The 23,148-nt window shown below is 73.5% G+C and carries 20 protein-coding genes and 2 pseudogenes; 9 read left to right on the top strand and 13 right to left on the bottom strand.

The window, feature by feature from the left end; translation table 11 throughout:
- Window positions 1–23: 23 nt before the first annotated feature.
- Window positions 24–1,409 carry a type VII secretion protein EccB gene (gene eccB / locus ACQP1S_RS13480; RefSeq protein WP_091239110.1) on the bottom strand — a complete coding sequence of 462 codons (1,386 nt, stop codon included), beginning with the start codon at window positions 1,407–1,409 and terminating at the stop codon, window positions 24–26.
- 214 nt (window positions 1,410–1,623) lie between these two features.
- Between eccB and ACQP1S_RS13475 the strand changes: the two genes are divergently transcribed.
- Window positions 1,624–2,337 carry a spermidine synthase gene (locus ACQP1S_RS13475; protein WP_091239106.1) on the top strand — a complete coding sequence of 238 codons (714 nt, stop codon included), beginning with the start codon at window positions 1,624–1,626 and terminating at the stop codon, window positions 2,335–2,337.
- A gap of 187 nt (window positions 2,338–2,524) precedes the next feature.
- The gene (locus ACQP1S_RS13470) at window positions 2,525–2,704 is read left to right on the top strand and encodes a hypothetical protein (protein WP_091239102.1); all 180 of its coding nucleotides are present in this window, start codon (window positions 2,525–2,527) and stop codon (window positions 2,702–2,704) included.
- Window positions 2,705–2,752: 48 nt separating this feature from the next.
- Here the strand turns inward: ACQP1S_RS13470 and ACQP1S_RS13465 are convergent, their stop codons facing one another.
- The gene (locus ACQP1S_RS13465; protein WP_432906756.1) at window positions 2,753–3,073 is read right to left on the bottom strand and encodes a DMT family transporter; all 321 of its coding nucleotides are present in this window, start codon (window positions 3,071–3,073) and stop codon (window positions 2,753–2,755) included.
- 287 nt (window positions 3,074–3,360) lie between these two features.
- On the opposite strand from ACQP1S_RS13465, the gene ACQP1S_RS13460 reads away from it, so the two are divergent.
- A complete protein-coding gene (locus ACQP1S_RS13460; protein ID WP_432906754.1) occupies window positions 3,361–4,380 on the top strand; it encodes a hypothetical protein in 1,020 nt (339 codons plus the stop codon).
- Between the two features lie 21 nt (window positions 4,381–4,401).
- Here ACQP1S_RS13460 and ACQP1S_RS13455 read toward each other — a convergent pair whose 3' ends face one another.
- Both ACQP1S_RS13455 and ACQP1S_RS13450 read right to left on the bottom strand, forming a co-directional pair.
- Window positions 4,402–5,544, bottom strand: a complete 1,143-nt coding sequence (locus ACQP1S_RS13455; RefSeq protein ID WP_432906752.1) for a fatty acid desaturase family protein — start codon at window positions 5,542–5,544, stop codon at window positions 4,402–4,404.
- Between the two features lie 14 nt (window positions 5,545–5,558).
- Complete coding sequence (locus tag ACQP1S_RS13450) at window positions 5,559–6,650, bottom strand: ferredoxin reductase (protein WP_432906751.1); 1,092 nt, start codon at window positions 6,648–6,650, stop codon at window positions 5,559–5,561.
- A gap of 84 nt (window positions 6,651–6,734) precedes the next feature.
- Between ACQP1S_RS13450 and ACQP1S_RS13445 the strand changes: the two genes are divergently transcribed.
- The 3 genes from ACQP1S_RS13445 to ACQP1S_RS13435 all read left to right on the top strand — a co-directional run bounded on the left by ACQP1S_RS13445 (window position 6,735) and on the right by ACQP1S_RS13435 (window position 13,345).
- Complete coding sequence (locus ACQP1S_RS13445) at window positions 6,735–7,973, top strand: PucR family transcriptional regulator (protein ID WP_432906749.1); 1,239 nt, start codon at window positions 6,735–6,737, stop codon at window positions 7,971–7,973.
- A gap of 204 nt (window positions 7,974–8,177) precedes the next feature.
- Window positions 8,178–8,537, top strand: a complete 360-nt coding sequence (locus ACQP1S_RS13440; protein WP_091239083.1) for an effector-associated constant component EACC1 — start codon at window positions 8,178–8,180, stop codon at window positions 8,535–8,537.
- On the top strand, window positions 8,534–13,345 hold the full coding sequence (locus ACQP1S_RS13435; protein ID WP_432906748.1) for a hypothetical protein: 4,812 nt from the start codon (window positions 8,534–8,536) through the stop codon (window positions 13,343–13,345). Before ACQP1S_RS13440 ends, ACQP1S_RS13435 begins: the two co-directional genes overlap by 4 nt.
- A 25-nt stretch (window positions 13,346–13,370) precedes the next feature.
- Here ACQP1S_RS13435 and ACQP1S_RS13430 read toward each other — a convergent pair.
- From ACQP1S_RS13430 to ACQP1S_RS13410, 5 genes and pseudogenes are all read right to left on the bottom strand, one after another.
- A pseudogene (locus ACQP1S_RS13430) lies at window positions 13,371–14,233 on the bottom strand (sulfite exporter TauE/SafE family protein).
- A pseudogene (locus tag ACQP1S_RS13425) lies at window positions 14,224–14,626 on the bottom strand (rhodanese-like domain-containing protein); the annotation flags it as partial. The pseudogenes ACQP1S_RS13425 and ACQP1S_RS13430, both read right to left, overlap by 10 nt.
- A 108-nt stretch (window positions 14,627–14,734) precedes the next feature.
- Window positions 14,735–14,932: a metal-sensitive transcriptional regulator gene (locus ACQP1S_RS13420; RefSeq protein WP_432906746.1), complete on the bottom strand. Its 198-nt coding sequence runs from the start codon at window positions 14,930–14,932 to the stop codon at window positions 14,735–14,737.
- Between the two features lie 72 nt (window positions 14,933–15,004).
- Window positions 15,005–15,274 (bottom strand): GlsB/YeaQ/YmgE family stress response membrane protein, encoded by a 270-nt coding sequence (locus ACQP1S_RS13415; RefSeq protein WP_091239071.1) that lies wholly within the window; start codon window positions 15,272–15,274, stop codon window positions 15,005–15,007.
- A 124-nt stretch (window positions 15,275–15,398) separates the two neighbouring features.
- Window positions 15,399–16,172 (bottom strand): dienelactone hydrolase family protein, encoded by a 774-nt coding sequence (locus ACQP1S_RS13410; protein ID WP_432906745.1) that lies wholly within the window; start codon window positions 16,170–16,172, stop codon window positions 15,399–15,401.
- 279 nt (window positions 16,173–16,451) lie between these two features.
- On the opposite strand from ACQP1S_RS13410, the gene ACQP1S_RS13405 reads away from it, so the two are divergent.
- From ACQP1S_RS13405 to ACQP1S_RS13395, 3 genes are all read left to right on the top strand, one after another.
- Complete coding sequence (locus tag ACQP1S_RS13405) at window positions 16,452–17,195, top strand: SDR family oxidoreductase (protein ID WP_432906743.1); 744 nt, start codon at window positions 16,452–16,454, stop codon at window positions 17,193–17,195.
- A gap of 65 nt (window positions 17,196–17,260) precedes the next feature.
- The gene (locus ACQP1S_RS13400) at window positions 17,261–18,166 is read left to right on the top strand and encodes an RNA polymerase sigma-70 factor (RefSeq protein WP_432906741.1); all 906 of its coding nucleotides are present in this window, start codon (window positions 17,261–17,263) and stop codon (window positions 18,164–18,166) included.
- Window positions 18,167–18,269: 103 nt separating this feature from the next.
- The gene (locus tag ACQP1S_RS13395; RefSeq protein WP_091239061.1) at window positions 18,270–18,926 is read left to right on the top strand and encodes an HNH endonuclease family protein; all 657 of its coding nucleotides are present in this window, start codon (window positions 18,270–18,272) and stop codon (window positions 18,924–18,926) included.
- Window positions 18,927–19,170: 244 nt separating this feature from the next.
- Here ACQP1S_RS13395 and ACQP1S_RS13390 read toward each other — a convergent pair whose 3' ends face one another.
- From ACQP1S_RS13390 to ACQP1S_RS13375, 4 genes are all read right to left on the bottom strand, one after another.
- Window positions 19,171–20,628, bottom strand: a complete 1,458-nt coding sequence (locus tag ACQP1S_RS13390) for an MFS transporter (protein WP_432907994.1) — start codon at window positions 20,626–20,628, stop codon at window positions 19,171–19,173.
- 126 nt (window positions 20,629–20,754) lie between these two features.
- Window positions 20,755–21,588 carry a thioesterase II family protein gene (locus tag ACQP1S_RS13385; RefSeq protein WP_432906738.1) on the bottom strand — a complete coding sequence of 278 codons (834 nt, stop codon included), beginning with the start codon at window positions 21,586–21,588 and terminating at the stop codon, window positions 20,755–20,757.
- Entirely contained in the window at window positions 21,585–22,700 is a 1,116-nt protein-coding gene (locus tag ACQP1S_RS13380) for a class II histone deacetylase (protein WP_432906737.1), read from the bottom strand. Before ACQP1S_RS13380 ends, ACQP1S_RS13385 begins: the two co-directional genes overlap by 4 nt.
- A gap of 102 nt (window positions 22,701–22,802) precedes the next feature.
- The gene (locus ACQP1S_RS13375) at window positions 22,803–23,108 is read right to left on the bottom strand and encodes a hypothetical protein (RefSeq protein ID WP_432906735.1); all 306 of its coding nucleotides are present in this window, start codon (window positions 23,106–23,108) and stop codon (window positions 22,803–22,805) included.
- Window positions 23,109–23,148 lie beyond the last annotated feature (40 nt).

Here is a 23,148-nt window from a genome sequence, read left to right as displayed (position 1 = left end):
CCGCCCGGGATGGGCGGTATCGGTCAGGACGGGGCGGCGACCGCCCGGGCGGCGGCCGGGTCGAGAGGGCTGCCGGCGGGGACCAGGCTGACCAGGCCGGCGGGGAGCCGCACCGGGGTCACCCCCTGGTAACCGAGCATGCCGAGCACCTCAGCGTCGGCGAGCACGTATCGGCGGCCCAGGTCGGTGACCACGGAGACCGCGCCGCCGTCGGCGCCCGGCGCGGCCACCGACTCGACCACCGCGCCCCGCCCCGGCTCGACCAGCACCTGGTCCACGCGCACCCCGCCCGAGCCGTCGGGGGTGCGGGCGGCGGCCGAGAGATCCGGCACGGTCGTGCCGATCCGGACGTCGCGGACCGTGCCGTCGGCCCCGACCCGGGCACAGAGCGCGCCGCCGTCGACGCCGGCCAGGCGCGGTGGGGCCGGCGGCGGCGCGGTCGGGCCGGCCGGCACCAGATCGGGCAGTTTGGGTAGCGCGGCGAACCGGCCCAGGGTGATCGGTGCCGGCTCGCCCTGACCGGTACGGGCCATCAGCAGGGCCGCCTGGAGTTCGGTGATGCCGGCCAGGCCGTCCCGCTCGGCGACCGCGTACTGCCGGCCACCGCCGGAGTTGCGCACCAGGTAGACATCACCGACCGCGGCACCGGCGACCTCGGCGGAGGGCTCGCCGAGACCGGCCAGCGCGGGCGGGGCCAGGTCGACACCCGCCGGCAGGGCGTTGAGCAACGCCGGGGCGGCAGGGACCGCGCGTTCCCGGGTGGCGGCCAGCGCCGCGAGCACGCGGGCGGCGTCCCGCAGCAGGTGCCGGCGCTGGTGCCAGATCAGGTGCAGGGTGCCGTCCGGGTGCCGGACCAGGACCGCCTCCTCGGTGAGTCGCCGCCCGCCGGTCGCCTCCCGTCCGATCAGCAGCGCCGAACGCGGGGTGGCCCGCACGGCCTCGGCCGGCTCCAGCGAACAGACCGTCCACGGGGCGGTGGAGAGCCGACCGGAGGCCGGCAGCGAGTCCGGCGCGTCGGCGATGCCCAGCGGCAGTCCACGCGGCACCCCCTCGATGGACCGGCGCGACACCAGCACGGTGTGCGACCGGTCCGCCCCGACGATCAGCAGCGCGGAGGCATAGTTGAGCACCGGGTGCAACCGGCCGTCGCGGTAGACGAACCGGGCCCCGGACTCCTTCTCCACGATCACCGCACCGGCATCGCGCCACTTGGACCCGCCACCGGCGAACAGGCCGTAGAGGGCGAAGCCACCCAGCCCGATCGCCGCGACCAGGACACTGGCCAACCCGGCCCCGGCCAGCCGACGAAACGGCGAACGCGCCGGGTCGGTCTCCCGCATGACCAGGGCGGCAACGGCCCGTTGCACGGTGAACTGGTAGGAGTGGAGCTGGTCCTGCCGCGACGGCATGGCGTCCCTTCCGCGAGTCTTCGGCGGACAGGATATGCGCTGCGTCGATGTCCTGTTGACCCTCCGTCGCGGCCCGGTGGCGTCCGCGGAGTCCACCACGGTGCGCCGGCCGGGGACGGCTCCGGTCCCGACGGTGTGGGCGCGCGGGCCGATACCGATCCGAACCGGTCGCCCCGGTACCATCCCGGCACGACGACGGTGGAAGGGTGGCCAGGTGGGCGTGCGATTCGAGGAACTGGCCTGGCGGGAGACCCCGATCGGCGCCATCAGTCTGCGCCGGCGACGGGACCCCGCCCTCGACGTCGACGTGTACGAGGTGAAGCTCGACGACGAGTACCTGATGTCCAGCCTCTTCCCGGTCGCCGAGATCGAACTGGCCCGGCTGGGCCTGGCCCCGCTGGGTGACGAGCCGCTCGACGTGGTGGTCGGCGGTCTCGGCCTCGGCTACACCGCCCGTACCGCCCTGGAGGACACCCGGGTGCGCTCGGTGCTGGTGGTGGAGACGATCGAGGACGTCATCGACTGGCACCGCCGCCAACTGCTCCCCTTCGCCGCCGGCCTCGCCCCGGACCCGCGGACCCGGTTCGTCCGGGCGGACTTCTTCGCCGCCGTCGCCGACGGCAGCGGCTTCGACCCGGACCGGCCGGGCCGCCGCTTCCACGCGGTGCTGCTCGACGTCGACCACTCCCCCCGCAACGTGCTGCACCCCAGCCACGCCGCCTTCTACACCACCGAGGGCCTGCGCCGGCTGGCCGACCTGCTGCTGCCCGACGGGGTGTTCGCGCTCTGGTCGGACGACCCGCCGGACGACGCGTTCGGCGGAGTCCTCGCCGAGGTGTTCCCGACCTGGCAGGCGCACGTCGTCCCGTTCGCCAACCCGCTGACCGGCGGGCAGTCCGCCAACACCGTCTACGTCGCCCGACGCTGACCGCACGACCCGCCCGGCACCGTCCCACGTCGGTCCGACCGGGGCACCGGCCGACCGGTCCGTCACCGGCCACGGCGGGAGGGTGGGCACCCCCGGAGCACGGCCACCTGCGACGCGCCGCCGGTCGAGGCGTACGGCGGCAGGAATCGGGAAGGCTGCCCGGTCAGTGCTGTCAGAGGAGGTCGACATGCGGGCCATGCTCTTCGTCGTCGGTGTCGTCGGCGGCGCGCTCATCCTGCTCGGGCTGTTGCTGGAGGCGGTCCGCTGGCTGGCCATCATCGGTCTCGTCGCACTGCTGGTGGTGATCGTGCTGGCGTTCCTGCGGGGACGGCAGTCGGTGCACCGGCACTCCGCGGGCCGACGCTAGCCAGCCGACGCGCGCCGGAGCCGGCCGCCCCCGGCGGGGGCGGCCGGCTCAGTGCGCCCCGCCGAGGTTGAGCACCACCACTCCCCCGATGATCAGGCCCACCCCGACCACCTTCGACACGCTCAACGGTTCGCCGAGGAAGGCCGCGCCGACCGCGACGATCGCGGCGGTGCCGAGCCCGGACCACATGGCGTACGCCACCCCGACCGGAATGTCCCGGACGGCCAGCGCGAGCATGCCGAAGGCCAGCAGGTAGGCGACGGCCAGCCCGACCGTGGGCCAGAGCCGGGTGAACCCCTGCGTCGCCTTGAGCAGGCTGGTGCCGGCCACCTCCGCGCTGATCGCGACCAGCAGGAAAACGTAGGCCATCTCTTCCTCTCCGGTGCGACTCCCGCGTGATTCCCCACCGGCCGACGGTCCGGCGGCACCCGGCGCGGGCCGCTCGTCGACTGTTCGGTCAGGTATCGGACACCGTGCAACCCGGTCCGCGTCCCGACCGTCAGCCAGTCGTCACCGTCGCCCGGTTCGCCGGAGCGGCCACACCCACCAAGCGAGAGGCCCGACCCGCGGACCGTACCCGACCGAACGCCATCAGCCCTGCCCGATGGCATGCTCCGGTGCGGAATGCGCGGCACACCTTTTCGATCGGAGCCACCATGATCCACCACCGAACGCTCGCCGGGGCCGCCGTCGGGCTGCTCACCGCCGCGCTGGGCCTGCCCGGTGTGGCGGTTGCCGGGCCACGCGGGGACAGCGTCCGACTCTGCGCGCTGCATCCGCTGCCGCTGCCGGCCGAGGTGACGGAGGGCAAGGCCGAGGCGGTGGACCCGGCCAACCGGTTCATCGCGGGCACCGGCATCCGGACCACCGACGGGGTGCGGGAGCCGATGCTGCTGCTCTGGCACGGCAGCCGGGTCACCGCCCTACCCACCCCGCTGGCCCAGGAGGTCACCGGCGTCAACACGGCCGGTGTCGTGGTCGGCAACGGGTTCGTCGACGGGACGTACCGCCCCTGGCGTTACCAGGACGGCCAGTTCACGGTGCTGCCCGTTCCGGGAACGGTCTCGAACGTCTGGACCGCCGCGATCAACGCACGCGGCGACATCGTGGGGGACGGCGCGGTGGAGGCGACCGAGAGTGTGCTCCCGTTGCGGTGGCCGGCGGACCGACCGGGCACTGTCGAGACGATCGACCCCCCGGCCAACGGGGGCGCCGACGCGGTCCTGGACGACGGCAGTGTCGTCGGCACCTCCGTCGCGCCGGGCGGCCCACCGGACTACGCCGGCTGGGTACGCCGCCCGGACGGAGGGATCCGCTGGCTCACCGTGCCCGGCAAGCCGCGTTCCTGGGCGACCGCAGCCCGGGGCAACTGGGCGGCCGGCGGGGCGGACGACACCCCCGACGAGGGCGACGGGACCCCGCACCGGTGGGACCTGCGCACCGGGACGGCGACGCCCGTCCACCCGGCGGTGGGCTGGCAGATAAATGGCGTGACGACCAGCGGCGTGGTGCTCGGCAACGCGGCAGTGGGGCACGGCGACCAGGTCACGCCGCTGCCGGGACGGGGTGGAAGTGTCGGCAGCCTCCGGGGGGCGTCGATCGCGGACGACGGCACGGTGGTCGGCTGGATCGCCGGCGGACCGTTCAGCAGCCCGGTGCGCTGGACCGGCTGCTGACCGGCCGGCGTCGGCGTCGGGTCAGACCCCCGAGGTGGCGAGCACGCGGGCCGGGCGCTCGTCGGTGGCCGGGCGGGTCGCCCGGTTGGGCAGGGAGAGCCGGATGACCTTCCACCAGGCGGAGGCGACCTGCTTGGGCAGCGGGCCGGTGGTGTAGGACAGCCCGTACCTGTCGAACAGCGCCCGCACCTGCGGGGCGATTTCCTGGTAGCGCTTGCTGGGCAGGTCGGGGAAGAGGTGGTGCTCGATCTGGAAGGACAGGTTGCCGGTCATGATGTGCATCAGCCGGCTGCCGCTGATGTTGGCCGAGCCGAGCATCTGCCGCAGGTACCACTCGCCCCGGGTCTCCCCCTCGATCGACGTCTTGGAGAACGTCTCCACCCCGTTGGGGAAGTGCCCGCACATGATCACCGAGTGGCTCCACAGGTTGCGGATCAGGTTCGCGGTGAAGGTGGCGGCCAGGGTGCTGAGGAAGGACGGGCCGGACAGCAGCGGGTGGATGACGTAGTCCTTGAGCACCTGGCGGCGGATCTTGCGGCCGACCCCGCGCAGCCGGGCCCGGAACTCGGGGGTCTTGTGCCGGCCCTTGCGCAGATTGCGGCCCAGCTCCAGGTCGTACGCGGCGATGCCGTACTCGAAGAAGCAGGCGTTGACGAAGTTCCAGAGCGGCTGGCCGAGGTGCAGCGGGTACCACTTCTGGTCCTCGTCGACCCGCATGATGCCGTACCCGAGGTCGTTGTCCTTGCCCAGCACGTTGGTGTACGTGTGGTGCAGCTGGTTGTGCGAGTGCTTCCACTGCTCGGCCGGCGAGACGTGGTCCCACTCCCAGGTGGTGGAGTGGATCTTCGGGTCGCGCATGAAGTCGTACTGGCCGTGCAGGATGTTGTGGCCGATCTCCATGTTCTCCAGGATCTTGGCCACCGCCAGGCCGGCGGTGCCGACCACCCAGGCCGGCGGGAAGAGCGAGAAGAGCAGCACCGCACGGCTGCTCATCTCCAGCGTCCGCTGGGTCTTGATCACCTTGCGGATGTAGGCCGCGTCGCTCTCGCCACGCTCGGCGAGCACCCGGTCCCGGATGGCGTCGAGCTCCTTTCCGAGGATCTCGATGTCCTCGGCGCTCAGGTGGGCGATCGGGTTGACGGGCTTGTGCTGGATGACGGTCACGTCCGGCCTCCTGGTCAGAGATCGATGTCGCAGGTACCGGCCGCCGCCGACACGCAGGTCTGGATGAGCACACCGTCGCCGGGGAGCGCGGTGGTGAGGGTCCCGTCGCGCAGGTCCCGCACCGCGCCCTGGCGCAGCGGCAGGACGCAGCCGTAGCAGATACCCATCCGGCAGCCGGACGGCATCAGCGCCCCGGCGGCCTCACCGGCGTCGAGGATGGGGGTGCCGCCGTCGGCGGCGAGGGTGAGACCGGCCCGGGTGAAGGTGACGGTGCCGCCCTCACCGGGGGCGATGACCGTCGGCCGGAACCGCTCGGTGTGCAGCCGGTCGGCGACGCCGGCCGCCGCCCAGTGCTCCTGCACCGCGTCGAGCATGCCGACCGGGCCGCACGCCCAGGTCTGCCGGTCGAGATGGTCGGGCACCAGGTCGGCCAGCTCGTCGATGCCGAGCAGGCCGTGCCGGTCGGTGTGCCGCTCGACCAGCCGGATGTCGCCCTGCGCGGCCAGCGCGCGCAACTGCGCGCCGAACACCACGTCGTCCGGGGTCGGCGCGGAGTGCACCACCACCACGTCGGCCCGGGTGGCCGCGCCGGAGCGCAACATGCCCATCACCGGGGTGATGCCGCTGCCGGCGGTGAGGAACAGCACCCGGGCCGGGACCGGATCGGGCAGGACGAAGTCACCGAGCGCCTGATCGAGCTGGACGATGGTGCCCACCCGGGTCCGGTGGACCAGGTGGTTGCTGACCCGGCCGTCCGGGATGGCCTTGACGGTGACGCTGATCCGACCGTCGGGACGACCGGGGGCGGAGGTCACCGAGTAGGCCCGCCACTGCCGTACCCCGTCGACGTCGACGCCGAGGCGGACGTACTGACCGGGGCGGTGGCCGCGCCAGGCGCGGCCGGGTTGGATGGTCAGGGTGGCCGCGTCCCGGGTCTCCGGGTCGACGGCGACGATCCGCCCGCGCAGGGCGGCCCCGGCACGCAACGGCGCGACCAGGTCGAGGTAGTCCTCCGGCAGCAGCGGGGTGGTGACCGTCTCGACCAGCCGCAGGAGCCGGTCCCGGACGGACGTCTTCGCCGCAGGACGCGGGACGGTGGTGGTCATGACTCCCAGCGTGCTCGCTTCTCCGCATAACATCTTGACCCAGGAAGGTGAATCGGACCCGGTAACTTGTGCGGAGGGAACAACATGTCGGAATCAGGGGCAGCTGGTCACCTCGGCGGCCGACTGGAACTCGACACCCAGGTGGCCGAGCGGTTACGCGGCCGACTGCCGCTGGTGGCCGCGCACACCGTCACCACCATCACCGCCGAGGTGCCCGCCTACTCCGGCACCCTCACCGGCCAGATGCGCGAGAAGATCGAGAACGCGGTACGGATCGCGTTGGGCACCTTCCTCCAGCTCATCGAGCGGTCGGGGGTGGCCGACCCGAACACCCCGCTGAGCCGGGGGCTGGAGGCCGCGTACGCGCTGGGCGCCGGGGAGGCACGGGCCGGCCGGAGCATGGACGCGCTGCTGGCCGCGTACCGGGTGGGGGCCCGGGTGGCCTGGCGGGAGGTGTCCACCACCACCGTGCGCAGCGGGCTGTCCGCCGAGACGGTCGCCGAGTTCGCCGAGCTGATGTTCGCCTACATCGACGAACTCTCCGCCGCCAGCGTCGCCGGCCACTCCGACGAACTGGCCAACGTCGGCCGGGCCCGGCGGCGCGACCTGGACCGGCTCACCCAGCACCTGCTCGCCGGAGAGCCGGAGGAGGTGCTGCGGCGCAGCGCCGAACGGGCCGAGTGGTCGCCGCCGCAGACCCTGACCGTGGTGGTGCTGCCGCGCAGCAGCCTGCGCGCCGTGCTCGCCGTACTCCCCCCGCAGACCTTGGAGAGCGGCGAGGAGCTGCCCGGGGCGCAGTGGACCGAGGAGGCGGCGCTGCTGCTCGTGCCGGACATGCACGGGAGCCGACGTCGGCGGCTGAGCACCGTGCTGCACGGGCACCGCGCGGTGCTCGGGCCGGACCGCCCCTGGGTCGCGGTGGGCCGGTCGTACCAGCGGGTGTTGAAGGCGCTCGTCCTCGGCGTGCCGCAACCACCGGACGGCACCGCGCTGGACACCGAGCAGCACCTCGCCCGGCTGGTGCTGCACACCGACCCGGAGGCGCTGGCCGACCTGCGCGCCCAGGTGCTCGCACCACTGGCCGGACTCTCGCCGGCCACCGCCGCGCGGTTGGCCGAGACGATGCGCTCCTGGCTGCTGCACCAGGGCCGCCGCGACGACGTCGCCGCCGACCTCTTCGTGCATCCGCAGACGGTCCGCTACCGGATGGGTCGGCTGCGCGAGTTGTACGGCGACCGGCTGCACGAGCCCGGCACGGTGCTCGACCTGACCGTGGCGCTGGCGTTCCCGCCCGCCGGGGACACCGGGCCCGCCGGTTCCTGAGTCGGCGCGCTGTCCACGCCCCCGCCGTCCCGCCCGCCCGGGGCCGGCGTCGACCACATCGGACCGTCTGCCCACCGCGCAATTCCCACCGGACTCGGCCGTGGCGGTGGTCCGAGATGGACGGTCGGCGGGACTGTGTCGACAGGACGACAGGACGTCGTCCGGCGGCTGACAGCGCGTGACGGCATGGGCCATGATGGCGGCATGCGTCTGATCTTCTCGGTCTCGGACTCCGACGAGTCGCCGGTGCACGACCTTCGCGACGATCTGGTGGCCGACCCGGAGCTGCGTGACGCCCGGGTCCGGCTGATCCACCGCGCACCCGAACCGGGCACCCTCGGGGCCGCCGAGGTGCTGGAGTTCATCGGCCAGGACGTCCTGCTGCCCGTGGTGATCCAGGCGGTGTACGACTGGTTCCAGGCCCGGCGCGGCGCCCGCCGGGGTGGCGACACCACCGTCACGGTCACCCTCACCGACAGCCCGGACGGCACCCGGGAGGTGAAGATCGAGGCCAGCGGCACGGCCGAGGACGTCATCGCGGTGCTCCAACAGGGTCTGCGGTGACCGCTGCGCACCAACCACGGTTCGATCCGGCCCAGTCCCGTGCCGTCCTGCTGGGGGTCAGCTCCTACCCCCATCTGGGGCTGGCCGTTCCCGCCGTCAAGGACAACCTCACGGCCCTGACCGAGGCGTTCGCCGCCCCTGCCACCTGGGGGCTGCCGAAGCGGCGGATCGCCGTGGTGTCCGACCCCACGGCCGACGACCTGGCCGGCTACGTCGAGGACGCGGCCCGACTCGTCGGCCGCGACGGCGTGCTGGTGGTCTACTTCGCCGGTCACGCCGTCCTGGTGGGTCGGTCGCTACGGCTCCTTCCCCACGAGGCTGCGGACACCTCCGGCAAAGAGTTCCCGGTGGACAGGTTCGTGGCGGCGGCCAGGGGCACGGACGCCCAGCGGTGCCTGCTGATTCTCGACTGCTGCCACGCGGGAAACGCCAGCCTGGACCTGCCGTCGGAGGCGCTGCACCTCGACGAGGACCGTGGCTGGCAGCTGATGGCGGCCGTCCGCAGCGGACCGGCGCTCGACGCCGGCCCGGACGATCTGCACACCCCGTTCACCTGGGCCCTGCTGGGGGCCCTCAAGCACGGCCGGAAGGACGCGCCCGAGTGGCTGAGCCCGGCGGAGGTGCTGCGGGAGGCCGGGGAACGCCTAGGTGATGCGGGCTATCCCGCGCCGGCCCGCAGCCCGGTCGAGTTCGACCGGGGCTGGGTGCACAACCCGGCGTGGCGTCGGCCGCAGCGGCGTGCGGTGCCGTTTCCCCACCGACCGCTGGGCTCCCCCGCCGACCAGGGTGAACGGGCCGGCTTCGAGAGCGCCTGGCCGGCCCGGCAGGTGCCGTTCGCCGGGCGGGTGCCGGAACTGGCCCGGGGCGGGGCCAGCCTGCGCGTGCCGCAGGGGGCGGTGCTGCCGGTCGTCGGGCCCCGGCACGCCGGCAAGCGGTACTTCGTCGACGAGGTGCTGGCCCGCTTCGCGGAGGAGGCCGGGCAGCTCGACGAGGTGGCGCTGCTGCGGCTGGACATCCCCAACAGCAGCGCGCCGGAGCCGGTGCTCGGGGTGCTCGCCCGGGAACTCGACGTCACCATCGACGACGTCACCGACTACGGCATGGACTACGCCGACGCGGTCCGGATGACCCTGGCCGAGGAGTTGCAGCGGCAGCTGCACCGCCGCCGGCTGATCCTGTTCGTCGAGGGGTCCCGGTTGGGCACCCGGCCGGAGGCGGTCCGGGCGCAGCTGGACCGGCTGCTGAAGCTGTCGGTGTTCGACCGGGCGCTGGTCATCATCGCCACCCGGGCGGAGGTCCAGGTCAGCGGCGACATCAAGCTGCGCTACCTGCCGGTGATCCAGCTGCGGGAACTCAGCGAGGACGAGGCCACCGCGCTGGTCGACCAGGTGCTCGCCGACCCGCTGTACGGCGGCGGCCTGACCATCACCGGGCTCGCCGAGGGCAGGCTCTGGACGGAGCTGGACGACAAGCTGGTCCGGCTGCCCGGGGTGCTGCACAACGGGGTCGACGAACTCGCCAACGACGTGCTCAACAAGCGGATCGAGCAGCCCGGCGTCGAACACCTCGTCGACGCGCTGCTGCGCCGCTCCGCCGCCACGGTCGGCGCCGGGCTGCGCGACGTCGACTGCTTCGCGCTGTGGACCGGCACCGACGGCAAGCGGGGCCGGCCCGGCGCGCTGGCCGTGCTGACCGCCTGGGCGATCACCGACGGGCTGTGGCTGTCCGCCGAGCTGCTCGAAGCGATGGGCTGCGGGCTCACCCCGCAGGCCACCCACCATCTGGTCGAGGCGCGCATCCTCACCCAGCAGGAGCACGACGGCACCCTCTGGCACGACCTGGGCCGGTCGACCCGGCACGCGCTGAACAACGCGTTGACCGCCACCCTGCGCGGCAGCGGCGGCAACAACGTCTACGGTCGGGCGCTCGTCGACGGTGCCGAACTCACCCCCGACCAGCTCGACGAGCCGGTGGCCGAGGCGATGTTCGCCCTGATCATGGCGATGCTGCGGCAGCGGCAACGGCATCCGGCCAACTCCGACCGGCACGTCCTGAAGGGCGTCGACCGGGCGATCGGCTGCCTCGACGAGGCGATGGTGGCCGGATACCCCCGGCTGCGGAAGACGCTGACCAAGCTCGCCGCCGCGCACTCCGGCGACGCGGCGTTCAGCCCGGTGCTGCTGGAGGCCACGGCCGTCGTGGCCACCGACGAGCCGGTCACCAGTCCGACCGACGCCGTCGCGCCGCCGGCCGAGGCGGACGCCCCCGCCGACCGGCCGGTCCGGGCCACCGGCTACCCGGTGGTCGCCGGTGCCGCCCGGCTCAACCAGGCGATGCGGGCCACCGGGCAGAGCCAGCAGGTGCGCGAGGCGTTCGTGGCCGCCGCCGACGCCGTGGCGGAGGCGATCGGGCTGGCCGCGCGGGACGCGCTGTCGCACCGGCTGCTGAAGTCGATCGACACCGCGCTGTTCATCGGTGGCCGCCGGCTGCGGGCGGGGACGAGCCTGCTGCCGGCCCGGGAGCGGGCCGCGCCGGTGCTGGCCGAGTGCGCCCGGGTGGCCGGCGGCAGCCGGCCGGATCTGATCACGGTGGCCATCTCCTGGCTGCTGAACACCGTCGACCTCCAGCTCACCTCGGGCCGGGTGCCGGCCGCGCGGGCCACGCTCGGCACCGCGTTCGAGCTGTTCGCGCTGATGCCCGAGCCGGTCACCCTGCGGGACCGGTTCGCGGTGTTGCAGATGCGCCACCGGCTGCTGTGCGGCCGCGCCCGGGAGCAGCGCACCCTGGCGGAGCGGGTGGCGACGCTGACCGAGGCGACGGCGGCGGTCAGCGAGGGGTTGGCCCTGTCCGGGTCGGACAGCGACCGGGGGCTGTGGAGCATGCGGCTGTGCGGGGTGGCGACGCTGTTCGTCGCCGAGCAGCCCACCTACGCCGACCAGGCGGCGACGGGCCGGCGGGTGGTCGAGGAGCTGACGGCGGCCTGGGGTTCGCCGGCCCGCTGGCCCGGCGACACCCGGATGTACGTGTGGCGGCTGCTGCACGCCGTGCACCGGAGCGACCCGGACGTGGTCAGCCAGCTGGAGGCCGCCCGACGGACGATGACCCTGGTGCTGACCGACGGCGAGTTCCCGCTGTTCCCCGGGATCGAGGCGGAGGTGCACCTGTTCGTCGCGCACTGCCTGCGCCGCAACAACAGGTTCGCCGAGGCGACGACCGAGGCCGAGGTCGCGCTGGAGTGCGCGAAACGGGCCCACGAGGACCGACCGGGCGCCCGGTCGCTGCTGCGGGAGTTGCGCATCCAGCGGGAGCTGGGCGGCTGGCGGGCCGAGATCGACGCGTCCCCGCGCGGCGGCGACGCCCCCCGGACCCGGCCCAGGGACCAGAAACTGCTGCGCCGGATCAAGGAGGTGCAGAACTGGCTGGCCGAACAGGAACACACCACCTGGCACCACGCGGTACTCGACCTGTGGTGCCACCGGGCCCGGTGGAGCAGCGAGGGTAACCTGCTGGCCGCGGCCACCCCGGAGGGCGTGGAACGCCTGGAGCGCAGAAAGAGGCTGCGGCCGGAGGATCTGGTCGACATCCGCCGGGTCTACCGGGTCCGCCGGGACAAGCTCGACGGGCACCTGCGCCGGTTCAGCCACTCGATCGAGCTGCTCCAGATGGAGGTGGGGCTGGAGCGGCAGTACCGGCGCTGGCTGGGGGTGGGCGAGAAGCTGCCGGACGAGCAGGGGGTGCACCGGCGTAACGACGTCGACAACAGCGCGGTCTGGGAGCTGATTCGGACCGCCGAGCAGCGCTGGCCGGACCATCCGGGGGTGCTGGAGGTCCGGGCGGAGTTCCACCGCTACATCTGGGAGTACCGCCAGGCGATCGAGACGTACCGGCGGCTGATCGTGACCGCGTCGGACGGTCGGGGACGGTTGCGGTACGGGCTGGCCATGGTCGAGGCCATCGTCGGGTATGCCCACTTCGGCTGGCCGCGCAACAATCCCGACCCGCGCCCGCTGCTGTTGGAGGCGGGCGAGCTGCTCGCCGCCGAGGAGCGGGAGGGTCCGCTGCTGGAGCAGTTGGTGATCCTGCGGACCCGGGTGGACCTGGAGCTGGACCGGGAGATCGCCTGGAGCGACGTCGAGAACGTCGCCACCGAGATCATGAGCAACGGCGGCTACATCGAGGGTGTCGCGAGGATGCTCAACCGGCGACGGAGCGGCGACGCCATGGTCACCAGCCTGGCCGACCGGGGGGTGTGGCGGATCGCCGAGGGCAGCGAGTTCGCCGACCAGCTCAACCGGGTCTTCCACCCCACACCTCGGGTGCGTCTGCCGGCCGACCGGGAGGTTACCGACGAGTCCCACTCGACGATCGCCGACCTCCTCCGGGAGAACTTCACCGAGGTGCAGCTCCTGCGCGGCCTCGGTGCGGTCTACCTGCGGATGGCGGAGCTGCGTCGGGACCCCGAGAAGGCGGTGAAGGCGTTCCACTTCTTCGACGGGTGCCGGGTGTTCCAGCAGGTCCACCTGGCCGGCCGGGTCACCCCGGTCACCATGTTCCTGATGGCCCGGGCGATCCTGCTGGCCGCCCAACTGACCTTCTCGGCCGATCCGATCGCCGAGCCGTGCCCGTGGGAGGGTCACAGCTGGCTGGAGTACGCCGAACAGCGGCTCCAGGCGAGCAAGGACCAGTCGGTGGGCGAGTTCGGCAAGCAGTGCAGCCACTTCCACAAGGAGACCAGCAAACTGCTGCGTACCGTCCAGGCCCGGCAGGGCATGGAGAAGATGGCCAGCCAGCGCCGCCGCCCTCGGTGACCGCGCCGGAGGCCCGGCCGGGTGGTCAGTCGGCGGGGCGGGGCGCTTCCCGACCGGCCCCGACCGGGGCACGTCGGGCACAAGCCAGCGAGGCGAGCGCCGCGCCGGCCGCGAGGCCGGCCAGCCCGGTCCAGAGCGCCGGGTCGGTCCGCACCCCGCCGGGCAGTTGCCGGGCCAGCACGAAACCGCCCATGACCAGGACGAACCAGCCGAACGACCGGCGCAGGACGTCGGCCGGCACCCGGCTGGTGAGCCGCCCGCCGAGCAGGCTGCCGAGCACTGCGGCGGCGGTGACGGCGACCGCCAGCGGCCAGTGGACGTCGGTGGTCCAGGGGTAGCCGGCGAGACCGGCGAAGGACTTCATCGCGATCGCCACCAACGAGGTGCCGATCGCGACCGGCACCGGCAGGCCGCCCAGCAGCGCCAGCGCGGGCACCACGAGGAACCCGCCGCCGGCCCCGACGAGGCCGGTGACCAGCCCGACCACCGCCCCGTCGGCGAGCACCCGGGCCAGCGGCAGCCCGGGCGGCCCGGCCTCCCCGGCGGCGCGTCGACCCCGGATCATGGCAGCGGCGGCGGCCAGCATCATCACCGCGAAGCCGGTGAGCAGGAACGTCGGCGGGAGGTGACCGGCCAGCCGACGTACGCCCCGGTCATCCCGGCGAGCCCGAACACCAGCCCGGTACGCCAGCGGACCCGGCGTGCCCGCGCGTACGGCAGCACCCCGACCAGGCTGGTGACGCCGACGACGAGCAGCGAGGTGGCGATGGCCTCCCGTAGCGGCAGGTCGGCGACGTAGACCAGTAGCGGTACGGCCAGGATGGAGCCGCCGCCGAGCAGGCCGAGGCTGATCCCGACCAGCACGGCCAGCCCGACGGTCAGCGGCAGGGCCGCGCTCGCCCCTGCCGTCCGGTGTCACCGCGCAGCGTGGCGACGACGCCGTCCAGGTCGCCACCGGCCCCCCGGTGGTACGGCAGCCGGCCCAGCGCACAGGTGTCGGTGAGTGCGGCGACGATGAGCCCGGTGCCGAGCAGCGCGGCGACCCACTTCAGCCCCGGCACCAGCATCGAGCCGAGGACGCTGACCCGCACCACCGACCCGGCGACCAGGCGTACCTGCCGTTCCGGGTCCCAGCGGGGGCGCCCCGCCGTACGGGGCCGAGGTCCTCTCCCAGGCCAGCATGCCGCCGAGGACCCGTAGGTGGGGCAGGCCGGCGGCGAGCGCCCGCCCGGCCTGGCCGGCCCGCGCGCCGGAGCGGCAGATCAGCACCACCTCCTCGTCCGCTTGTACCCCGGGGGGTATAAGAACGACAGGCTGATGCGCTGCCTCAGGCACGGACTACCCACCGGGAACGCACTCAGGCGGGTCGGCCGGAACACCGTTCGCGGGTCAGGCCAGCGCCAGGAAGAGCTTCTCCAGTTCGGCCTCGGTCATCTCGGGAGTCTCACCACGCGCACGCGCCGCGTCACAGTGCCGCATCCCGGAGGCGATGACCTTGAAGCCGGCCCGGTCGATGGCCTTCGAGACCGCCGCGAGCTGGATCAACGCCTCCCGGCAGTCCTCGCCGTTCTCCATCATCTCGATCACGGCGTTGAGCTGCCGCCCCCACTGCCGCCGGCCCGCCCGGGGAGGGGGCGGGCCGGCACGTGGGGGTGTGGGTCAGTGCCGACGTCGGCCGTAGGTGCCGGCGAGGAGGGCGACGCCGAGAGCCGCGAAGACCACCTGGATGAACAACTCGATCCAGTCGATGCCGGCGGTGTCGTCGACGCCGAGCGCCCCGGCGACCAGCGTGCCGAGGATCGCGGCCACCACACCGATGGCCAGGGTGAGCAGGATGGAGATCTTCTGCTTCCCCGGCACCACGAGCCTGCCCAGGGCACCGATGATCAGACCAATGATGATGGCGGTGAAGAAGCCCTGTACTTCCACGTCTGTCGTCCCTCCACGAGTCGCTGTCGACCTGGCTTCTGCCCCGGGTGAGCGGGCGGCGAAACCACGGTGGGACGCTGCGGTCCGAATGTCACGCGACTGTCATGCGCTCGCGTGGGGACCGTCATCCGACCGTCGCGCCGCTCCCCCGGAAGGTCCGTTCCAGCAGGTCGAACAGCGCCGTCCAGTGTCGCTCGGCGGCCTGTTCGTCGTACATCGCGGTGTCGGCCATCGTGAAGCCGTGCGGGGCGCCGGTGTACACCTCGGAGCGGTAGCTGACCCCGGCGGCGTCGAGCGCCCCCTCCAGCGTCGCGATGTGCTCGGCGGTCATCGACTCGTCCCGGTCGGCGTGGGCGAAGTACAGCTCACCGGTGACCGTGCCGACTCCCCGGTGCGGGCTGTCCGACTCGTCGGTGACGACCCGGCCGGCGTGGAAGCTGGCCAGCGCCGCGATCCGGTCCGGGTGCGCCTCGATCGCGCGCAACGCGTTGGTGCCGCCCATGCAGTAACCCACGATCGCCACCGGTCCCGGTGCGACGTCGCCCCGGGCGGCGAGGAAGCCCAGATAGGCCCCGGTGTCCCGGGCCACCAGCTCCGGGGTGAGCGCGCTGATCAGCGGCACGATCCGCCCGAACAGCTCACCGCGTCGCTGCGGATCGGCCAGGTCGGCGAGGTCGAACTGCGGCATCCGGCCGGTCCGGTGGAACAGGTTCGGCACCAGCACCAGGTAACCCCGCGCGGCGATCCGCTCGGCCATCTCGGCGAGCCGGGGACGCAACCCGAAGGCGTCCATGAAGAACAGCACCGCCGGAAACGGCCCGTCGCCGTCCGGCCGGGCCAGGTACGCGTCGGCCGCGCCGTCACTGGTCGGAACCTCCACCGTCGTCGTGCCCGCCATGGTGTCTCCTCACCGGGTGCCGGCGCACCCATCGCGGGCACGCTACCCGGTGCCGGACCACCGACGGGGCGCAGCATCGCGTCCCCGGTGACGCACGGGCGACCGGTGGGGCGGCCCCGCGGTGGGCGGGTCGGACGGCGGGGTGCGGCCCGTCGGCGGCCCGGAAAGCGGCGGGTGGACGGCGTGCCGGGCGGAGCTGTCACGGATCGGCGGTCCGGTCGGTCGTTAGTGGTGCAGGGCGGTAGGACCGCCACGGACGGAACAGGGAGTGGACCGACCATGAAGATCGTCGTCATCGGGGGCAGCGGACTCATCGGCAGCAGGTTGGTGGCGCTGCTCGGGCAGCAGGGCCACCAGGCGGTGCCGGCCTCACCGCGTACCGGGGTGGACACGCTCACGGGTGCGGGGGTGGCCGAGGTGCTCGACGGCGCCGACGTCGTGGTGGACGTGTCGAACTCGCCGTCGTTCGAGGAGACGGCCGTCCTGACGTTCTTCGAGACGTCCACCCGGACCCTGCTGGAGGCGGAGGCGAAGGCCGGCGTACGGCATCATGTGGCGCTGTCGATCGTCGGCACCGACCGCATCCCGGACAGCGGCTACATGCGGGCCAAGGTGGCGCAGGAGGCGTTGATCACCGGGGCGGACATCCCGTGGACGGTGGTGCGCGCCACCCAGTTCTTCGAGTTCGTGCCGGCCATCGTCGACGCGGCCGTGGTGGGCGACGAGGTGCGTCTGCCGCCGGCGCTGATCCAGCCGATCGCCGCCGACGACGTGGTGACGGCGCTGGCCGAGATCGCCGTCGGCGCACCGGTCGACGGGATCGTGGAGCTGGCCGGGCCGCAGCGGTTCCCCCTGGACGAGCTGGGCCGGGAGACGCTGACCGCCGCCGGTGACCCCCGGCCGGTGGTCACCGACCCGCAGGGGCGCTACTTCGGGGCGCTGCTGGCGGAGCAGTCGCTGGTCCCGCTCGGCGACGGCGCGCGTACCGGTGTCACCCGGTTGGCCGAGTGGCGCGCGCGCTGACCCTGTGCGCGGGCCCGGCGTCGGGTGACGTCGGGCCCGCGCGGCGCACCGCCTACGGTAGGCGGATGACGACCGGGCCCGGGACTGCTGCCGACGGGCCACCGGCTGTCGCGGCGGCGGACCTGGCCGCGTTCCTCGACGTGCGGCCGAGACTGTTCGGGCTGGCCTACCGGATGCTGGGCAGCGTCGTCGAGGCCGAGGACGTGGTGCAGGAGGCGTGGCTGCGCTGGCAGGGCACCGAGCGCAGCGGGGTACGCAACCCGGCCGCCTTCCTGACCACCACGACCACCCGGCTGGCGGTGAACGCGGCCACCTCGGCGCGGGCCACCCGGGAGACGTACGTGGGGCCGTGGCTGCCCGAGCCGGTCGACACCAGCGCCGATCCGACCCTGGGCGCGGAACGGGCGGCAGCGCTGGACGTCGCGGTCCTGCTGCTGCTGGAGCGGCTGGCCCCCGCCGAACGGGCCGCGTACGTGCTGCGTGAGGCGTTCGACTACCCGTACCGGGAGATCGCCGAGGTGCTCGGCACGTCGGAGCCGAACGCCCGGCAGCTGGCCAGTCGCGCCCGGCGGCACCTCGCCGTCGAGGGGTCCACGCCGGCCCCGCCGCAGCGGCGGCGGCAACTGGTGCGGGCGTTCCTCGGCGCGGCCCGCGACGGTGACCTGGCCACGCTGGAGCGGCTGCTCACCGACGACGTGGTGGCCCGCGCCGACGGCGGCGGCCGGGTGCACGCGTCCCGCCGGGACGTCTGCGGGGCGGCCCGGGTGACGAACTTCCTGGACAACGTGCGGCGCAAGTACTGGCCGGGGACGACGATCGACCTCGTCGAGGTCAACGGCGGCCCGGGGCTGCTGGTCGCCACCGACCGCCCGATCACCCTGATCACGCTGGACACCACGGTACGGGGCATCGAACGGCTGCTGCTGGTGGTCAACCCGGACAAGCTGGGTCGGCTGCCGGCCCGCCGCTGACCGGCGAGTTCCGCCACCGTTCACGCGTCGCCCGCTGGACCGTTCGTTCGACACCCGTCTATACATGTGGCAGGGATTCCGCATCTCACCCGGACGGAGCACCATGAACCGACGCCTGCGCGCCACCGCGACCATCCTCACCGCGGTCCTCGCCACCACCGGCCTCGCCCACCCCGCCGAGGCCGCCGGCTACTCCGCCCCGCTGACCACCGCCGTCGCCAACCTCACCGTCGCCGCCGAGAACCGCACCGGCTACAGCCGCGACCTCTTCCCGCACTGGGTCGACGCCGACGGCGACGGCTGCACCACCCGCGACGAGGTGCTGCTCGCCGAGGCGGTCGGCGCGCCCACCGTCGGCAGCGGCTGCGCCCTCAGCGGGGGCCGCTGGTACTCCTACTACGACAACGCCTACTGGACCGCCACCGGTGACCTCGACATCGACCACATGGTGCCGCTCGCCGAGGCGTGGGACTCCGGCGCGCGCAGCTGGACCACCAGCCGTCGCCAGGCGTACGCCAACGACCTCGGCGACAGCCGGCCGCTGGCCGCCGTCACCGACAACGTCAACCAGGCCAAGAGCGACCAGGACCCGGCCAGCTGGCTGCCGCCGTACGCCGCCGCCCGGTGCCGGTACGTCAACGAGTGGGTGGCCACCAAGATCCGCTGGCGGCTCACCGTCGACAGCGCCGAGAAGAGCGCGCTGACCAGCCTGGCAGGTGGTTGCCCGAACGCCACCATCTCGGTCACCTACGCGTACTGACCCGCCCCGCCCACAGGCGCCGCCGTCCGCCGGAGGCGGGGCCGGCGGGACACCGCCCCGCCACCCGCACGCGGTGCGCCCCCGGGACGCGCCGGGTGCCCGGACCACGTGGTCCGGGCACCCGGGTCGGGCACTGCCCGCGTCGATCACGACGCCCTGCTGCTCACCTCCGACCGGGGGCCCCGCGGGCCGGGGTCAGGCCCCGGCCCGCGCCCCTCAGCCCCGACAACGCCGGGGCACCCGGTCAGGACGCCGACCGGGCGGGCACGACGTCGGCATCGTCCACCGGAGCGTCGTCCGGCGCGGCCGGCCGGTTGCGGATCATGGTCAGCACCGCCACGACGAGCAGGACGGTGATCACGGTGCTGATCGCGCCGATCACGTTCAGCCCGTCGGTGAACGCCGCCCGGGCGGAGGCCAGCAGCGTCGCGCCGACCTCCCCGGGCAGCCGTTCGGCGGCGGCGACGGCGGTGGCCAGCGTGTCGCCCGCAGCGGCGCCTTCGGGAACGGTCACCTGGCTGCGGTAGACGATGGTGCCGATGCTGCCCAGGATGGCGACGCCGAGCGCCATGCCCAGTTCGGTGCTGGTCTCCGAGACGGCCGAGGCGGAGCCGGCCTGCTCGGGCGGTGCCGACCCGACGACGATGTCGGTGCCGAGGGCGATCAGCGGGCCACCCCCGGCGTAGACCAGGAGGAAGCCGACCACCAGCTGGGTGAGCCCGCCCTCGCTGCCGACCAGGGCCAGGGTCAGGTGCCCGACCGCCGAGACGGCCAGGCCGGCGGCCACCACGTGCGCCGGGGCGAAGCGCCCGGCCAGCACCGGCGAGAGCATCGAGGTGACGATCAGCGCGATCGCCGCCGGCAGCAGCCAGAGACCGGCCCGCAGCGGGGAGAGCCCCACCACGAGCTGGAGGTACTGCGTGACGAAGAGGTACGTCCCGCCGGCGATCAGCATGCTGAACAGCATCGCCACCAGGGCGGTGGTCAGCGCGCGGTTGCGGAACAGCCGCAGGTCGATCAGCGGACTGGTGAGGCCCCGCTGCCGACGGACGAAGAACACGCCGACGGCCAGGCCGGCAACGATGGCGAGCACCGGCAGCAGGCCCGGGTCGTCCTTGGCCAGCTCCTTGAGGCCGTAGATGACGGGCAGGATGGTGGCCAGCGACAGCACCACACTGGTCAGGTCGAGCCGGCCGGCGTCGGCGTCCCGGTACTCGGGCAGCAGGCGCGGGCCGGCCAGCAGCAGCACCGCCATGATCGGCACGTTCAGCAGGAAGACCGAGCCCCACCAGAAGTACTCCAGCAACGCGCCGCCGACCACCGGGCCGAGCGCGATGCCGACGGAGAACATGGTGACCCAGACGGCGATCGCGATCCCCCGATGCTTCGCGTCCTGGAACATGTTGCTGATCAGCGCGAGGGTGGACGGCATCAGGGTGGCGCCGGCGATGCCGAGCGCGGCACGCGCGGCGATCAGCGTGGCCGGGCTGTCGGCGTACGCGGCGATCACCGAGGCGACCCCGAAGGCGGCGGCGCCGATCAGCAACAGCCGACGCCGGCCGATGCGGTCACCGAGCGTGCCCATGGTCACCAGCAGGCCGGCGATCATGAAGCCGTAGATGTCGATGATCCACAGCATCTGCGGCGCGCTGGGCAGCAGGCTCTCGCTGATGTGCGGCACCGCGAGGTGCAGGACGCTCATGTCGATGGAGAGCAGCAGCGTCGGCAGTGCCAGCACTGCCAGGCCCAGCCATTCCCGGGGGCTCGCCCGGTGCTGCGGTTCGCTCGTGGTGGCCAAGGTGGTTCCTCTCTGGATGGTGCGGAGTGGTCAGCGCGACAGCGTCGCCCTGGAGTGGGACATTTCCTGCTGTTCCGCGACATGCGGGAAACAGATGCCTAGAAGATGATTCGCAATGGTTGCTGCGGTTTCCGGCTCGTACAGGTAGAAGTGGCCGCCGGTGAACATCCGACGGGTGAAGGCCCCCGTCGTCTCCAGCGACCACAGGTGCAGCCGGTCGGCGACGACCACCGGGTCGTCCGCCGCACCCAGCGACAGGATCGGCACCGCGACCCCGGTCGGCGGCCGGCGGTAGGTCTCCATGGCTTCGAGGTCGGCCCGGATCGCGGCCAGCGCAGGTCGCACCAGGTCCCCCCGGTGCAGCAACTCGGGGCCGATCCCGCCGATCTCCACCAGGTGTTCCAGCAGTTCGGCGTCGGTCCGGCGGTGCGCGAACGGCGGCTCGCTGGGAAAGCACGGTGGTTGACGGGCCGACACCGTGAGCAGCCGGGGTGGCCGACCGGCCCGCTCCATCGCCCGGGTCAGCTCGTAGCCCAGCACACTGCCGAAGCTGTGTCCGACGACCGCGTACGGCAGCGGCGGCAGCTCCGCGACGGCGCGGCTGAGGCCGTCGACGAGCGGCGCCACCCGACGCAGCGGCGGTTCGGCGGCCCGCAGCCCCCGGCCCGGTAGCTGGGCGACCAGCAGCTCGACCCCCGCCGGCAGCACCGGACGCCAGGTGCGGAACGCCGAAGGCCAGCCACCGGCGTGCGGCAGCGCGATCAGTCGCGCCCACGGCCCACTCCGGACCGGGCCGACCGCGCGGGATCCACCGTCGACCGGGTGCCGGAGACCGGCGCCCACTCGCATCAACCAGCCGTTCATCGGCTCCGCCCTCCTCGTGCCAGCATCGGGTGGTGGGCTTCGAGGTGCTCGACCACGCGGCTCTGCTGCGGTCGCAGCCGTTGCCCGGGAAGGTGCTCCAGCGAGTGCAGGAAGGGATCGGGCGGCGCGGGCAGCCCGGCGATCGCCGCCGCGATGGCCAGCACCAGCGTCGGCTGGTACCAGGCCGAGTAGCCGCCCTCGTGGACGAAGACGATCCGCCCGTCGGTGAGCTCGTCGGCCAGCGCGCACATTCCCACGGTCATCGCGTGGAAGGTCCGGCTGGTGCACATCATCCGGCCCATCGGGTCGTGACCGCTCGCGTCGACACCGGCCGCGACGAGGATCAGCTCCGGGCGAAAGGTGCGCGCCGCCGGCGCGACCAGCCTGGACAGCGCCGCCAGGTACGCCTCGTGCCCCGAACCGGCCGGCAGCGGCACGTTGAGGGTGCGACCCGCACCGGCACCGGTACCCGTCTCGGTGACCAGCCCCGACGCGGGCGGGAACAGCCCCTCCTGGTGGATCGAGACGTAGAGCACGTCCGGGTCCGCGTAGAAGGTCCGTTGGATGCCGTTGCCGTGGTGCACGTCCCAGTCGAGCACCAGCACCCGGCGTACCCCGTGCCGCTGCGCCGCCCGGGCGGCGATCGCCACGTTGTTGTAGAGGCACAACGCCATCGCCCGGTCCGGCTCGGCGTGGTGTCCGGGCGGCCGGACCAGGCAGTACGCCCGGTCGAAGCGCCCGTCGAGCACGGCGGCGGTCGCCTGCACGCAGGCCCCCGCCGCGACCCGGGCCGCCTGGGCGCTGTGGTGGTTGACGTACGCGTACACCCCGGCGTCGCCCGCGCCGAGCGCGGAGGCCGCCTCGACCCGGGCGAGGTGTTCCGGCACGTGCACCAGCAGCAGGTCGTCGTCGGTGGCCGGCGCCGGGGTGACCCGGGTGTAGTGGTCCAGCACCCCGGCCAGCCGGACCAACCCCTCGGCCCGGCGCAGGTCCGGGTCGACGGCGTGCTGGCGCAGGGGTTCGATGCCCGGACCGACCGGCAGGTAGCCCGACCCCGGTCCGGGGTCGTGCCAGAAGCAGATCTCGTGGCTGTACCAGGCGAGCTTCGACATGTGCGACGTCCTCGGCGCTCGACGATCGGGCAGGGGCGGGTGGCCGGGGCACGCCACCGACGGGACCGGGTCGGTGGCGTGCCCCGGACCGGACACCGCCGGTCAGGCGGAGACGGCGGCCGGTGCCCGCGTCACCCCGGACACCTCGGCGATGTACCGGTGGTAGTGCTCCCGCTCCTCGGCGGGGGTGAGCTTGGCCTGGAACGTCGAGTCCAGCCAGCCCAGCACCTGCGCGGCCTCGGCCTCGGTGAGCGCCCGGTCGCCGAGTTCCTTCTCGAACTCCCGGATCCGGGCGGTGGGCGTCAGGACCCCCTCGGCGTAACCGGTCTCGTCGGTGTTGTGGTTGCGGGTGCAGGCGACGGCCTTCAGGACGGCACCGAAGAAGGCCCTGCTGTCGATGTCACTCACTGCGTTCTCCTCTCGACGGGGTTCCTCCGCCGGCCGCCCG

It is taken from the genome of Micromonospora matsumotoense (assembly GCF_050951065.1).
Lineage (GTDB): Bacteria > Actinomycetota > Actinomycetes > Mycobacteriales > Micromonosporaceae > Micromonospora > Micromonospora matsumotoensis.
This window is presented reverse-complemented; position numbering and strand designations above follow the sequence as displayed.